A 14,254-nucleotide genomic window follows, 5' to 3' on the forward strand; every position below is an offset into this window, starting at 1 on the left:
GTGACTCCTTGTCTCAGGCCATGCGGCGCTTGCGCTCGACCAGCTTGTGGATGAGCGGCGTGAAGATGAGCTGCATGGCAAGATCGAGCTTGTCGCCGGGCACGACGATGGAATTGGCCCGCGACATGTAGCTGTCGTGCAGCATGGACAGCAGGTAGGGGAAATCGATGCCGCGCGGGTTGGCGAAGCGGATGACGAGGATCGATTCGGCCGGCGTCGGGATCCAGCGTGCGATGAAGGGGTTGGACGTGTCGACGATCGGCACGCGCTGGAAGTTGATGTCGGTGTGGGAGAACTGCGGGCAGATGTAGTGCACATAGTCGTGCATGCGCCGCAGGATGGTGTCGGTAACGGCCTCGGTGGAATAGCCGCGCGCAGCCTTGTCGCGGTGGATCTTCTGGATCCACTCGAGGTTGATGACGGGCACGACGCCGATCTTCAGGTCGCCGTGGCGGGCGAGGTTCACCTTGTCGGTGACGACGCAGCCGTGCAGGCCCTCGTAGAACAGCACGTCGCTGTCGCCGAACTCCTTCCAGTCGGTGAAAGTGCCGGGCGCCGCGCCGTAGCGTTCGGCTTCCTCGTCGTCGTGAATGTAGTGGCGGGTGCGCCCCCTGCCCCGGCGGCCGTATTCCTCGAACACGCTTTCCAGGATTTCCAGTTCGTTGGCTTCCGCCGAGAAATGGGTGAAATCGCGGTTCTCGGCCTTTTCCTCGGCGATGCGCTGCTTCATCGCCTGGCGGTCGTAGCGATGGAAGGCATCGCCCTCGATGAAGGCGGCGGTGACGCCTTCGCGGGCGAAGATCTTGCCGAAGGTCTCCTTGACGGTGGTGGTGCCGGCGCCGGACGAGCCGGTGATGGAAATGATGGGATGCTTGGCGGACATGGTTGTTTCCTCAGACGCGGAACAGGCCGCGGTGGCCGAACAGCGGCGAGCGCTCGGAGATCATGGCGGGATCGACGTGGTAGCGGGCGATGCGCTCCACCTCGCCGGCGGACCCGAAGACGAGCGGTGTGCGCTGGTGCAGGCTCATGGGCACGAGGTCGAGGATGCGGTTGACGGTGTCGGTCGCCTTGCCGCCCGCCTGCTCGACCAGGAAGGCAATCGGGTTGGCCTCGTAGACCAGGCGCAGGCGCCCGGCGGAATAGCCGCGCCGGCGGTCTCCGGGGTAGAGAAACACGCCGCCACGCACTAGGATGCGGTAGGTCTCGGCCACCAGCGAGGCGATCCAGCGCATGTTGAAATCGCGCTCGCGCGGGCCCTCGGCTCCGGCCAGGCAATCGTCCACGTAGAGACGGACGGCGTCTTCCCAGTGGCGGTAGTTGGACGCGTTGATGGCGAATTCGCCGGTCTTGCCGGCGATGGACACCGCGCTGTAGGCCTCGACGAAATCGCCCAGCTTCGGGGAATGGACGAAGATGCGGGTGCCCGATCCGACAGTGAGCGCCAGCGCCAGTTGCGGGCCGTAAATGAAGAAGCCGGCGGCAAGCTGCTTGTGGCCGGGCTGAAGGAAGGAGGCTTCCGGCGCGGTGCGGGCATCGCCCTCGACCGGCATGATGGAAAAGATCGTGCCGATGGAGACATTGGTCTCGATGTTGGACGACCCGTCCAGCGGATCGATGGCCAGGGCCAGGGGCTTGTCCGGGTCGAGCAGGATCGGGAAGTTGTTCTCCTCCGAACCATAGAGCGCGATGGCCTCCTTGCGGGCGGCATCGAGGAACATGCCGTCGGCGACCACGTCGAGGTCCTTCTGGGTGTCGCCGTCGGCGTTGATCTCGCCACGCGAAGCGGCGAAGCCCTTGATCAGGGTGCCCTGCTTGATGAGCTTGCGCACATCGACGGCCTTGGCCGCCAGCCCCATGATGGCGCCACCGATTTCGGCGGCGTGGGGCGTCTGCGCGAAACCGCCCGATCGCAGGAATGCATGCAGTGTCTGTCCGGCCATGGCTGTCTCCTCCATGACCCAATTCATGCAGTCTCTTGAATGTTTGTAAATTTTATAGTTTTATAATCTACGCTAAATTTTTTTTATCAAAGTGATGATCAACGCCTCGATCCGACAGTTGCGCACCCTTCTCGCGATCCGCCAGCACGGCAAGATCTCCTCTGCGGCCAATGCGCTGGGGCTGACATCGCCCGCCGTGACCATCCAGTTGCGTCAACTGGAGGAAGAACTCGGCACGCAACTGTTCATCCGCACGCGCACCGGCGCCATCGCCACGGAGACAGGGCTGATCGCGCTCGAGACGGCGCAGAAGATGCTGGACGAGCTGAACGCGCTGGAAGAGCGGCTGAAACAGCGCCAGGGGCTGATGGCAGGCCGGGTCCGGCTCGGCGCGGTTTCCACGGGCAAGTACTTCGCACCGCGCGTCATCGCCGCCTTCAGTGCCGCCCATCCGGGCATCGAGATCGCGCTGACCACGGCCAACCGCTCCGATATCATCGCCATGCTGGAGCGGCACGAGATCGACATGGCGCTGATGGGCCGCCCTCCGCGCCATTTCGGCGTCCGGGCGACGCTGTTCGGCGATCATCCACTGGTCTTCATCGCCCATCCCGGACACCCGCTGGCCGGACGGCGCGACATCCTGCGCAGCGAACTGACGCGGCAGAAATTCATCGTTCGCGAACCCGGGTCCGGCACGCGGGCCTCGTTCGAATTCTTCATGGCCGACACGGGCGACGACACCGCCATGACCATGACGGAGATGGATTCCAACGAAACCATCAAGCAGGCGGTGATGGCCGGTCTCGGCATCGCCTTCATCTCCGGCCACACGATCGAGCAGGAAATCCGCGCCGGCACGCTCGCCATTCTCGACGTGGAAGACACGCCGATCCGCCGGCAATGGTTCTCGGTGCGCCATTCCGACCGCAGCCCGACGCCGGCCATGCTGGCGCTCGACGACTTCCTGCGCCGGAAAGGCCCGGAAATCCTGCCGCTGCTGAAAAAAACCTACCCGGCGGCCTCGCTGGCTTGATCTGTGTCGTTGACCGGCCGCCGCGACCCGTCACAAAAGTGTCGCAACCGGTGTCCTATCGAGGACACAACACACTCAGACGCGGGGGACAGGATGGTGGACGACAAGGATCTGGACAACGGCGCAAAGGACTGGCTGGAAGCCGAGCTGGAAGACACGCTGGACGAGGACTACGAGCTCGAGTTCGAGGACGCGGTCCTGTCACTGGAGATCAAGAAGATCTACCAGAGGGCCCACGGCAAAACACTGGCCCGGAGGGAGTATTTCCGGGCGCTGCTCCGTCTCCAGGCCGAGCTGATCAAGCTGCAGGACTGGGTGGTGCACACGCGCCAGAAAGTCGTCGTCATCTTCGAAGGCCGCGACTCGGCCGGCAAGGGCGGCGTCATCAAGCGCATCACGCAACGGCTCAACCCGCGCGTCGTGCGCACCGTCGCCCTGCCCGCGCCGTCCGACCGCGAAAAGACGCAGTGGTACTTCCAGCGCTACGTGCCGCACCTTCCGGCCGGCGGCGAGATCGTGCTGTTCGACCGGTCCTGGTACAACCGCGCGGGCGTGGAGCGGGTGATGGGCTTTGCCAACCCCGACCAGGTGGAACAGTTCTTCCAGGACGTGCCCGAATTCGAGAAGATGCTGGCGCGCGACAATATCAAGCTGGTCAAGTACTGGTTCTCGATCACCGACGAGGAACAGCAGATGCGATTCCTCATCCGCATCCACGATCCGCTGAAACAGTGGAAGCTCTCGCCCATGGACCTGCAATCGCGGGTGCGCTGGGAGCAGTACACCAAGGCGAAGGAGGAGATGTTCGCGCGGACGAACATTCCCGAGGCGCCGTGGTACATCGTGGAAGGCAATGACAAGAAGCGGGCGCGCCTTAACTGCATCGACCACCTGCTGTCGCTGTTCCCCTATGCCGAAGTGCCGAGCGAGGACATCAACCTGCCGGACCGGGTGTTCAATCCCGACTACGAGCGGGCGGTCCTGCCGCGCGATCTCTACGTGCCACAGAAATATTGATCCGGACTGGCGACGGGTGACATCCTTGGCGGCGGATCACGCCTCGCCCTTCAGGCGGGCGAGAATCCGGTAGACGTTCCGCTCGCTGATGCCCAGCCGCTCGGCCAGTTCGTTGCGATTGCCGCCGTGCCGGTCGATCAGCTTCTCGACATAGGCATCGCGCAATTCGTCGAGCGTCGATTCACTGTCGAAGTTCAGCGAGATCGCGTCCGTGCCATCGTCGCCGTTCTGGGGCAGCGAGATGTGGTCGGCGAGAATCCGCGCGCTGCGCCCGGACACCAGGAAGGCCCGTTCGACGACGTTGCGCAATTCGCGGATGTTGCCCGGCCAGCCATAGCGGGTGAGCGCCTTGACGGCCGAGGGGGCGAACTGCTTGTCGATATTGCGGGAGAACTTCCGGTTGGCCAGGAAAAACTCGGCCAGCGCGGGGATGTCCTCGCGGCGTTCGCGCAGCGGCGGCACGTGAACCTCGAAAGGCGACAGCCGGTAATAGAGGTCGTTGCGGAACTCCTGGCCGCTGGCCATGGCGCGCAGGTCGCGGTTGGTGGCGGCCACGAAGCGCACGTCGGATTCCAGGTCGCGCGTGCCGCCGAGGCGGCGGAACCGGCCGGTCTCCAACACCCGCAGCAGCTTGGCCTGGATGGTCGGGCTGATCTCGCCGATCTCGTCGAGGAACACCGTGCCGCCATCGGCGATCTCTATCAGGCCCTCCTTGCGCCTGTCGGCACCGGTGAAGGCCCCGCGTTCATGACCAAACAGCTCGGATTCGAACAGCGTTTCCTGCAGCGAGGCGCAATCGATGGCGACGAAATGCTGCTTGGCACGGGGTGAATTGGCATGAACCGCCTGGGCCACGAGTTCCTTGCCGACACCGCTCTCGCCGAGAACCAGCACCGTGGTATCCGCCTCGGCGACGATGGATATCATGCGCCGGACCTCGTTGATCGCCGGGCTTTCGCCGATGATATGGGGACCGGCCGCGGATTTGCTGGCACGCGACTGCCAGTAGTCGGCTTTTCGTTGCAGTTCGAGGGTCCTGAGAACCCGCTTGACGGCCAGGTCGAGGCTCTGCGGGGAAACCGGCTTGACCAGGTATTCCGATGCCCCGGCCTTCACCGCCTCCACCGCCTGGGCAATCGAGCCATAGGCCGTCAGGATGATGACCGGCCATTGCTCGGCCAGTTCGGGCAGGAATTCCAGGCCGTTCATGTCCGGCAGGCGCATGTCGAGGACGATCAGCGCGGGATCGAACCCGGGAAGCGCGGCGAGCGCATCGGCCCGGGACGTGACGCCCCTGGCGGTGTAGCCGAGGCGGGTCAACTGGTCGACGAGGAGCCGGTTGAGCGTGTTGTCATCCTCGATGACCAGGACGCGCTCCGGGCGGCGTGGCGAAGCATCCGAAGTCCTGGCCATCAGGCCTCCCCTGCGTCTGCGGCGGGCAGGCGGACGGTGAACTCCGTGCCCTCGCCCGGCGTGCTGGCGACCCCGATCGTTCCGCGATAGCGCTCGACGATCGCCTTGCAGATGGACAGGCCGAGACCGCGCCCGGTCGACCCGTCCGCCCGCCGCGTCCAGAAGGGAAGGAAGATCCGGTCGAGATCTTCGGCGGGAATGCCTGTTCCGGTGTCGGCGAAGCGGAGGACGACGCTAGCACCGGCGCGCCTGCCGTCAATCCCGAAATGTCCGCCACCCGGCATGGCATGGATGGAATTCTGGGCCAGGTTGACGGCGATCATGCGCAGGTCGCTGTCGGACGCCAGCACGCGCAGCCCGTCCTCGATGTCGAGGTCGCAGCGGATCGCCGCCTGCTCGAACTGGAACGCGAGAAGCGACATCACTTCCGGCAGGGTCCGCTCCAGCGCGACGAGCTCGGCATCGCGGGGCGGCTCGCTCAGGCGCATCAGCCCCTCGGTCACGCTCAGGCACTTGCCTATCTCCGTCCTCGCGATCTCGATGTAGTCCATGTGGGTTCGCGGCACACTGCCATCCACCAGCGACTCCCGGATCGCCGACAGGGCGAGTTCGATGGAGGACAGCGGGTTGTGGATCTCGTGGGCGACGCCCGTTGCCAGCAGGCCGATCTCGGACAGGCGGTGCTTCTGCGACAGGTCCACGGCCTGGGACAGGTCGCGGATGGATTCGACGACGCAATGGGTCATGCCCTGTTGCAGCGGCACGTCAGCGCGGGCCGCCGAGACCTCGACAAAGAGCTGGGCGCCGTCGCGCGCCCGGTGCGCATCGGTGAACTTGACCGTGCGGCGGGAGGCGTCGCGCAGCGCCACGACCGGGCAGGTCGTCAGCGTCTGCGGACAGGGTTCCTGGCGGCCATGGCTTGAGCGATAGCAACGCTCTCCGATAACGCGGCTCTTCGGCTGGCCGACCTGGCGGCAGTAGGCGTCATTGGCCCTGACGATGGTGAAGGCGTCATCGATGACACGCACCCCGTCGGGGATCGAATCGATGATGGCCTGGAGGGCCCGCTCGGCGGTCGCGACATGGTCGAGCATGGTCTCGATGCGACTGGCCATCTGGTTAAAGGTGGCGGCGCAGGTGCCGATCTCGTCGTTGCCCTGCACGGGCGCGCGGGCACCCAGAACGCCGGCTGCCAGATCCTGGCTGGCACAGCGCAGTTGCGATATCCGTCCGAGGACCAGACGATCCATGGCAATCCAGATGCCGATGCCGCTTGCCAGGATGACCAGCAGGCCGCTGAAGCCGAGCAGCCCGGCGGTGCGCAGGGCGTTGCGCCGGATGCCGGCCGCGTCATAATCGACGACGAGCAGGCCGTTGACCGGATTCTCGGCCGCGGTGCCATGGCATTCCTTGCAGGCGGGCTTGTTGGCGACCGGGTTGACCGAACGCAGCCAGTCGCTGCCATCCGCCCCGGTAACGAAGGCGGTTTCCGGCCGCCGGTTCTCCAGCGCCGTGGCGATCTGCCTGTCTCTCACGATCTGGCCGAGTTCGGCCTTGCGGGAGGAAAACCGGACCTCGCCCTTCGGATCGAGGATCATCACCGCTGCAATGCCGTCCTGCTCGCCGAGGCGATCGACGACCTGGCGCAGGCCGGGAATGTCGCGCTTGAGCATGGCGTTTTCCAGCGTCGCCTGGAGCAGGTGGTTGACCTCGAGCGATGCGCGCGCGTGATCCTCGATCAACTGGCCGCGATAGATGACGATGACCAGCGCGAGGAAGCAGAGCGACACGGTCGACAGGACGGCGACCAGTACCAGCAGCAGGCGGCGGCCGAGGCGCGCGTTCACGTAGCCACGCACGGCGGCGAGAGCGCCGGTCATGGCATGACCTGGAACAGTTTCGAATGATGCCTGGTTTTCCGACACGTTGGGCACAGCCGTGAATTGGACGCATGTGTACACGGCTGATGGAAATCCGCCCCGCACGCCGCACACGTGAACATTTCTAGCGCGATCCGCGATGTCGTTCCAGTTTCATGGCGGAGAATGGTCATTGCCCCGGTGTCGCAGTGGGTCGCGCACAGGCCGCACCCGGTACAGGCCTCCGGCCGGACATGGTAGGCCAGCGTGCCGTCGCCACCCCGCTCCAGCGCGACCGCGCCGTCCATGCAGACGCGGACGCACATGTCGCAGCCGACGCATGTCCCCGGGTCGATAGCGGGGATGGCATTCCACAGAGGGGCCGCTCCCTCCTCGCGCCCGCAGCCGGCAAGAAGGGCTGTCAGCGCCTCGCGCCGGGTGCCCGAGGCTCTGGCGTCCTGGCCGGCGAGGCCCAGCAGCAGGCGCCGGCGCTGGCGGTCGGGTTCATCCCCGGCTGACCGGCCTTGCCAGGACGACGACACGCTGTCCGGGTGATCGGCCCTCAGGACAGGCAGACCACGGCTCTCCATCATCCGGTTGAAAAGGCGCAGCGTCGCCTCGAAGCGGGCGAACCGGCCATAGGGGCATCCGTCGCACTCTCCCGTGTGGATTTCGACCGCCCGGGTGCCTCCGGCATGCCACCGGGCAAGCGCCGCCAGATCGATCGCGTGAATGCACGGGAGCGTCGCCCTGCCCGGCATGGCCGCCTCGTTGCAGACGGCAAGAACACGGCGACCGTCCTTCGGCAGGGCCGGCATGGCAGAAACGGCACCCTGCGGACAGGCCGGCTGGCACAGCCCGCACCCCGTGCAGGCGCCGGTATCGATGCCGAGACTGTCCTCGTCTTGGATGATCGCGCGGTGCGGACAGGCATCCTGGCACAGCGTGCATTCAGCGAAGACATCGGCATTCAGCAAGCAATGGTCCGGATCAATTTCCGGCACGATGGCGGGAGCGCGCCTGCGCGCCGGTTCCGCCGCTCGCCGGAAGAAGGATCGCATCGGCTACCAGCTTTCCGCCTGCCCAGGGACATAGGGCGCTTCCGTAGGGGCCGGCGTTGCCGGACAGCTCTTCCTCTCCAGGTCCGGCACGTCGCGTTCGAGCCCGGTCAGCGCCTCGATCCGGTCGCGGATCCCGTCGACCAGTGCGAGTGTCAGGCGCGCCGCGGCCCGGTACAGGGGCGCATGCACGCGGGCCTCCGCCCGCCGCGCGTATTCGGGCAGCCAGATCAGCAGGCCGGAATCGAGAAAACGTGCGGCATCGGAGAGGGCGGGCTCGCCGCCGCGGCGCAGCAAAAGGGCCAGAAACTGCACCTGGTACACCAGGTTGTCGTCCGGGCGCTTGCGCCAGTCCGGCACCTCCAGTCCATAGCGCCGGTACCAGTTTCGCGTTTCGAACATCGGCCCCTGGCGTTCCAGGTTTTCATCTGTCAGCCAGACCGAACCGTTGGGCGAAATGCGGTAGCCATGGGTGAGATAGAGGTCCGCGAAGACGACCGCGAGTTCGTCGAGGCTCGCGGCGTCCACGGGGTCGGGCATGGCATCCACTGCGGCTGCGAGGTCGTTCGCGGCCGCGCGGGCATCGGCACCGGACACCACCGCCGGGAGCCAGGTCGAAATCCCGCTGTCACGCCATCCGGCAACGAACGCGCCATCGATCTCGCGATCATGGATCCGCGCCAGCAGGTCCAGCACGTCGGCATCAAGCGTCCAGTCACTCCCGGCCCTCGCCGGCACCTCCTCGCGCGCCGTCATTTGGTGACGATGCCCTTGGAATGGGGAACGAAAACGATCGACGGATTGGTCAGCTCGGGATCGGCCATCGAGTGGACCTGGCGAACGACCTGCTCGTTGGGTCCGCGCGCCTTGGTGTCGTAGGTTCCGGCCAGCAGTTCGTCCATCGGCCCGATATCGAGAACGCGCATCATGCAGGCCGCGACGCAGTAGGGTTTGCGCCCCGCCTCCAGCTCATCGATGCACATGTTGCACTTCTTGACGACGTTGTCCTCGGGGTCGAATTGTGGTGCGCCGAACGGACAAGCGGCTTCGCATTTGCGGCAACCGATGCACAGCGTGGAATCAATGTCGACGACCCCGTTCTCCTTGCGCTTGAAGATCGCGCCGGTGGGACAGCTGGGCAGGCAGGCCGGCTCGGCGCAGTGGTTGCACGACATGTTGATCTTGAAGGCGAAGACCTCCGGATAGGTGCCGCCCTCGATGTATTGCACCCGGCGGAACCGGGGGCCCGGCGCCAGGCCGTTCTTGTCCTTGCAGGCGATCTCGCAGGCGCGGCAGCCGATGCAATCGACATTGTTGTGAATGAAGCCGAGCTGCATGTCGGGCACGACCGGTTCATAAACCTCGCGCTTGCGCTTCCTGACCGCGGCCTTGATCTTCGCCTTGTCGAGTTGTTGAGCCATCATTCTACTCCGGTACGAAGGTCAAAGATCACGGCGGAAGACGTGACTGCGCGCCGTTGCCAGCTGGTCCCAGCCCGGCTTGTGGTCGAGGTCCGTCTTGCGGATGTTGGCGAGCACCGTGTTGTAGGCGAAGGCGCCCGCCGGACTCGGATTGTCCAGGGTGAGGAAGTCCGGGTTGCCCGCCCGGTCAACGCCATTGTCATCAAGATCCATCCATGCACCCTCGAAGAGCACGGCCACGCCCGGCATGCAGCGCTCGGTAACGTAGACAGGCGTGACGACACGGCCGCGCTCGTTCCAGACCTCGACCGTGTCGCCGGTCCGGATCCCCAACCGGGCGGCATCGGAGGCGTTCATGGTGGTTTCCTGCGTGTAGGTCTCGCGCAGCCAGCCGATGTTGTTGAAGATGGAATGAGTGCGCCAGCGCGGATGCGGGGAGATCAGGTGGAATGGAAATTCCTTCGTCTTCTCGCTGCCGAGATATTCCCACGGCTCGATCCACTTCGGGATATAGGGGATCTCGTAGCCGTACTGGGTGCGTTTCCAGTCCGTGATCTGCGCCAGCTGGGTGGAGAAGATCTCGATCCTGCCCGACGGTGTCTGGAAGGGAACACCGCGTTCGATCTGGTCACGGAAGGCGACATGGGGTTCCGACAGGCGGAACTTGTAGACACCGCGGCGCTTGAACTCGTCCCAGCCGATGTCGGCGTTCTGGTGGTGGACGACCTTGTCGTTCCACCAGGCCTCGAGATAGGCCTCGTCGACCTCTTCGGGATGGTTCCAGTAGTCCGGCGTCGAGCGCGGATTGTAGGCCTGGCCGAAGCCGAGCTCATAGGCCAGCTCGGTGAAGATCTGGAAGTCGGTCTTGGATTCGCCGAGCGGCTCGATGACCTTCGGCCGGTGGATGTAGTAGTGCCCCTTGTACCACGGCAGGGCCACGTCGTGGCGTTCGAAGTGGGTGGCGACGGGCAGAAGGTAGTCCGCCCAGATGCCGGTCGGGGTTATGGTGGAATCCATGCAGACAAGGAGGCTCTCGCCCTCGCCATAGGAGTCGAGCTTGCGGATCGCCTCGATTTCCTTGTTGATATTGGTCAGCTGGTTCAACCAGTCGGAACCCTGCCAGAAAATGCCGCGAATATTCGGCACAACCCCGTCCAGGTTGTCGCCGCGCGGCCAGAGGCCGATTTCCTCGCGGGCGACGTCCGGGTAGTTCAACACGCAGTGCGCCCAGCGGTCCGACTTGATCGAAGCGTACCAGACGTTGGAATACTGGTCATAGGGATAGGCAATGCCTTCGGCATGCCAGGCCTTGCCGACGCCCTCGGCGCAACCGCCCAGAACGCCGATGTTGCCGGTCATGGCCTGGACCGCGGCGGCCATGCGGCTGTACTGCTCGCCATAGGCATTGCGGCCCGGCCCCCAGGACGCCTTCAGGGCGGCGGGCCTGGTCGTCGCGTACATCTCCGCGAGCTTGCGGATGTCGGCGGCACTCACGCCGCAGATCGCTTCGGCCCATTCCGGGGTCTTGGGCTGACCGTCGTAGGTGCCCATGATGTAGTCGCGGAAATTTTCCTTGTCCTGCGCCCAGTCCGGCATGGTGCCCTTGTCCATGCCGAGCACGAACCGGTCGATGTAGTCCTGGTCTTGCAGGTCCTGGTCGAAGATGTGGTAGGCCATGGCCGCGAGCATGGCCGCATCGGTGTTGGGCTTGATGGGAATCCACCAGGCATCATAGGCAGCCGCGGAATCGGTGTATTGCGGATCGACCAGCACGAACTTGCAGCCGCGCTGCTTGGCGAGGCGCATGTAGTAGAACGTGTTGCCGCCGTGGAACGTGTAGGCCGGGTTCCAGCCCCACATGATGATCAGCCTGGAATGCGCGAAGGCGTCGTCCTCGTTGCCATCCTGGATGGTTCCGTAAGTCATGCGCGAGGAAAAGGTGGGGGCCTGGTAGGACGGCACCGACCAGGACGAGGTGCGGCAGCCGAACATGCCGAGGAACCGGCCGAGAAGGCCTTCGATCTGGTCGGACTTGTGGAGGACGCCGTAGGACGCACCGGCATAGGACTGGTCTAGCAGCGCGGTCGGTCCGTAGGTCTCCTTCAGATGCACCATGCGCTCGGTGATTTCCCTGGCTGCCTGCTGCCAGGAGATGCGCTTGAACTTGCCTTCCCCGCGCTTGCCGACCCGTTTCATCGGGTACAGGAGACGCTCGGCCGAGTAGAGCCTGGACCGGTAGGACCGGCCACGCAGGCAGGCGCGCAACTGCGGCATTTCCTCGGTGTCGGTGCCGTAGGCGTCGCCCTGGTAGGTGCCGTTGTCGGTGGACAGGCGGACGATCACGTCCCCCTTCTTGTGGGCGACGAGCATATGGCGGGAGCCGCAATTGTGGGCGCAGCTGGTCACGACGGTCGTCAGCTCGTCATCCCGCGGATAAGGCTCGTAGGCGAAGGCATCGGCCTTCTTCGTCGTGGCGGCCGTCACGAGCGCCGTTGCCGCCGTGGCAGCGGTGGACTTGAGGAAGGCACGCCGCGACACATCGCTGAACGGTGCCGAATGCAGGCTGGTTTCCATCTTGGTCAAGGGTCGGTCCTCCTTACTTGGCCGCGGAGGGCTGCAAGCGATATTCTTTCCTGGATTCGGTCGGCCTGTCCTTGGCCCATTCCGGCGTTTCCGGGTCCATGCCGGGCCAGGGATGACGCGGGTAGGGATAGGAAATCCGGTACCACTGGCGCCCGCCGTGGCAGCCGTAGCAGACGTCCGAGCCCTTTTTGGCGGCTTCCTCGATCGCCTGCGGCTTCAGGTAGGTGACCTGGTGACGGACCGTGCGGAACAGCTCCTCGTGGCAGGTGAGACAGCCGTTGGGCGTTTCCTCGTCCTCCAGGTCGGCGCGGGCTTCCGGCCAGGGCGCCCCGATGCCCATGATGTCGACCGGGTCCGGCATTGCGCCGTGGCACAGGAGGCAGGTCTCCGACGGGTTGACCATCTTGCGGTTGGTAAAGGCCGGGTGCACCGGATCGGCGCTGAAGGCGGGCTTGTTGGGCACCATGTCCGGCGATTCCTCGCGCGGGTCATTGCCCTTGTGGCAGAAATTGCAGTCCAGCTTCATGACCTGCTTTGCATAGGGGCTCTCGATGTGCCGCCAGTGGAAGGTCTGCTGCTGGCCCTGATAGGTGTCGAGCGTCTGGTACCAGGCCAGGACATCGATGGCATCGACGCCTGCCCCGGATTTTTCGCGCGGCTTGTGATCGAGGATCTCCTGGTGACAGACCAGGCATTCCTCATTGCTGGCCTTTTCGATCTGCGGCGAGAAATGCAGCGGATGGTAGCGGGCGCGCTCGTAGTCGAGGGTCCTGACCTGGTCGCGCAAGGCGGCGACACGGGCCTCGATTTCGGCTTTCCGCTCGGGGGATACGGCTTCTTCCCCGGCCGCCGGGAGAGCGGCGCCGGCCGATACCGTCGCGTCGGGACTTTCGGAGCTTGGCGACGCGTCGGACCGGCCGGCACCTTCCATACCGGATTGCCCCCTAATTGCATCCGGCATGTCTGCATTGGCCGAGCGGGACGCGAGGTAGGCGATCACGTCGCGCCGGTCGTCGGCCTTCTTGAGGCCAGCAAAGGCCATCTTGTTTTTCGGAATGAATGTCTTCGGATCAGCCAGATAGGCATCAAGCTGCTCCCGTCTCCAGGTTTCTCCTGATTTCGCCTGCATGGCCCTGGAATATTTGAAGCCGGGCCGCGACGCGACCGGACGGTCGACCACCGACCAGAGATTGGGTCCGACCTTGTCCTTGCCGCCCTCGTCGTCGGTGTGGCAGGCCTTGCACTTGGCAAAGACCTTCGCGCCCCTGGCCACGTCGCCTGCCCCGGCCATCGCGACCGTGACCGGCTGCGGGGCCGGAACCATGGCCACGGCCTTGACCGGCTTCAACGCGGTCGGAACCTGCCGGTCCGGGCTGTCCGCCCCCTTGCTGCTACTGCCGCCCGAAACCTGTTGCCCCTTGCCCGACGACCCATCTGCGGGACCCGGGATTGTCAACGCGGCCAGAACAACGACGGCAAACACGCTGGACGACAAGATGGCGAGCGCATGAACGATGCGACCTGTTTTCATGACAGCAGCTTTATTTTTCGGTGTTGCAGAACTGGAGAGGCGGCATGCCGCCTCTCCGCATCGAGGACGCGACGATCAGTTCTTCTGACCGGACATGCCACCCATGCCGGACATACCGGACATGCCACCCATGCCACCCATGCCGCTCATGCCACCCATGCCGGACATGCCGCTCATGCCACCCATGCCGGACATGCCGCCCATGCCACCAACGGTCCACTGGGTGCAGGTCCAGCCCGGGTTGAAGCCACCCATGCCGGACATTCCGCTCATACCGGACATGCCGCCCATGCCGGACATGCCGCCCATACCGGACATGCCACCCATACCGGACATGCCACCCATACCGGACATGCCACCCATACCGGACATGCCACCCATACCGGACATGCC

Annotated in this window: 12 protein-coding genes; 2 read left to right on the top strand and 10 right to left on the bottom strand. The window is 65.0% G+C overall.

The window, feature by feature from the left end; translation table 11 throughout:
* Positions 1-13: 13 nt before the first annotated feature.
* A complete protein-coding gene (locus CSC94_RS15360; RefSeq protein ID WP_099307228.1) occupies positions 14-883 on the bottom strand; it encodes a phosphoribulokinase in 870 nt (289 codons plus the stop codon).
* Positions 884-893: 10 nt separating this feature from the next.
* Entirely contained in the window at positions 894-1,943 is a 1,050-nt protein-coding gene (locus tag CSC94_RS15365; protein WP_099307229.1) for a class 1 fructose-bisphosphatase, read from the bottom strand.
* Positions 1,944-2,037: 94 nt separating this feature from the next.
* Here CSC94_RS15365 and CSC94_RS15370 point away from each other — a divergent pair, with 94 nt between their 5' ends.
* Complete coding sequence (locus tag CSC94_RS15370; RefSeq protein WP_099307230.1) at positions 2,038-2,979, top strand: LysR family transcriptional regulator; 942 nt, start codon at positions 2,038-2,040, stop codon at positions 2,977-2,979.
* 96 nt (positions 2,980-3,075) lie between these two features.
* Positions 3,076-3,996 carry a polyphosphate kinase 2 gene (gene ppk2 / locus CSC94_RS15375; protein WP_425356526.1) on the top strand — a complete coding sequence of 307 codons (921 nt, stop codon included), beginning with the start codon at positions 3,076-3,078 and terminating at the stop codon, positions 3,994-3,996.
* Positions 3,997-4,032: 36 nt separating this feature from the next.
* Here ppk2 and CSC94_RS15380 read toward each other — a convergent pair whose 3' ends face one another.
* From CSC94_RS15380 to CSC94_RS15415, 8 genes are all read right to left on the bottom strand, one after another.
* The gene (locus CSC94_RS15380) at positions 4,033-5,409 is read right to left on the bottom strand and encodes a sigma-54-dependent transcriptional regulator (RefSeq protein WP_099307232.1); all 1,377 of its coding nucleotides are present in this window, start codon (positions 5,407-5,409) and stop codon (positions 4,033-4,035) included.
* Positions 5,409-7,289, bottom strand: coding sequence for a sensor histidine kinase (locus CSC94_RS15385; protein ID WP_099307233.1), 1,881 nt, complete (start codon positions 7,287-7,289; stop codon positions 5,409-5,411). The genes CSC94_RS15380 and CSC94_RS15385 overlap by 1 nt, the downstream gene beginning before the upstream one ends.
* The gene (locus CSC94_RS15390) at positions 7,286-8,245 is read right to left on the bottom strand and encodes a 4Fe-4S dicluster domain-containing protein (protein WP_165784450.1); all 960 of its coding nucleotides are present in this window, start codon (positions 8,243-8,245) and stop codon (positions 7,286-7,288) included. Before CSC94_RS15390 ends, CSC94_RS15385 begins: the two co-directional genes overlap by 4 nt.
* Positions 8,246-8,332: 87 nt before the next feature.
* On the bottom strand, positions 8,333-9,082 hold the full coding sequence (locus CSC94_RS15395; RefSeq protein ID WP_099307235.1) for a TorD/DmsD family molecular chaperone: 750 nt from the start codon (positions 9,080-9,082) through the stop codon (positions 8,333-8,335).
* Positions 9,079-9,747, bottom strand: a complete 669-nt coding sequence (locus CSC94_RS15400; protein ID WP_099307236.1) for a 4Fe-4S dicluster domain-containing protein — start codon at positions 9,745-9,747, stop codon at positions 9,079-9,081. The genes CSC94_RS15395 and CSC94_RS15400 overlap by 4 nt, the downstream gene beginning before the upstream one ends.
* A 21-nt stretch (positions 9,748-9,768) precedes the next feature.
* Positions 9,769-12,321 (bottom strand): molybdopterin-containing oxidoreductase family protein, encoded by a 2,553-nt coding sequence (locus CSC94_RS15405; RefSeq protein WP_099307263.1) that lies wholly within the window; start codon positions 12,319-12,321, stop codon positions 9,769-9,771.
* Positions 12,322-12,343: 22 nt separating this feature from the next.
* Positions 12,344-13,861: a c-type cytochrome gene (locus CSC94_RS15410; RefSeq protein WP_099307237.1), complete on the bottom strand. Its 1,518-nt coding sequence runs from the start codon at positions 13,859-13,861 to the stop codon at positions 12,344-12,346.
* A gap of 75 nt (positions 13,862-13,936) precedes the next feature.
* Positions 13,937-14,254 (bottom strand): hypothetical protein (locus tag CSC94_RS15415; RefSeq protein ID WP_205853325.1); only part of this gene is annotated, 318 nt, incomplete at its 5' end.

Source organism: Zhengella mangrovi (assembly GCF_002727065.1).
Lineage (GTDB): Bacteria > Pseudomonadota > Alphaproteobacteria > Rhizobiales > Rhizobiaceae > Zhengella > Zhengella mangrovi.

Bases quoted from the DNA above. Each gene is read 5' to 3' on its own strand.
- CSC94_RS15370 (WP_099307230.1), top strand. From the start codon at position 2,038: ATGATCAACGCCTCGATCCGACAGTTGCGCACCCTTCTCGCGATCCGC.
- CSC94_RS15405 (WP_099307263.1), bottom strand. From the start codon at position 12,321: ATGGAAACCAGCCTGCATTCGGCACCGTTCAGCGATGTGTCGCGGCGT.
- CSC94_RS15365 (WP_099307229.1), bottom strand. From the start codon at position 1,943: ATGGCCGGACAGACACTGCATGCATTCCTGCGATCGGGCGGTTTCGCG.
- CSC94_RS15400 (WP_099307236.1), bottom strand. From the start codon at position 9,747: ATGGCTCAACAACTCGACAAGGCGAAGATCAAGGCCGCGGTCAGGAAG.
- CSC94_RS15360 (WP_099307228.1), bottom strand. From the start codon at position 883: ATGTCCGCCAAGCATCCCATCATTTCCATCACCGGCTCGTCCGGCGCC.
- CSC94_RS15410 (WP_099307237.1), bottom strand. From the start codon at position 13,861: ATGAAAACAGGTCGCATCGTTCATGCGCTCGCCATCTTGTCGTCCAGC.
- CSC94_RS15385 (WP_099307233.1), bottom strand. From the start codon at position 7,289: ATGACCGGCGCTCTCGCCGCCGTGCGTGGCTACGTGAACGCGCGCCTC.
- CSC94_RS15395 (WP_099307235.1), bottom strand. From the start codon at position 9,082: ATGACGGCGCGCGAGGAGGTGCCGGCGAGGGCCGGGAGTGACTGGACG.
- CSC94_RS15380 (WP_099307232.1), bottom strand. From the start codon at position 5,409: ATGGCCAGGACTTCGGATGCTTCGCCACGCCGCCCGGAGCGCGTCCTG.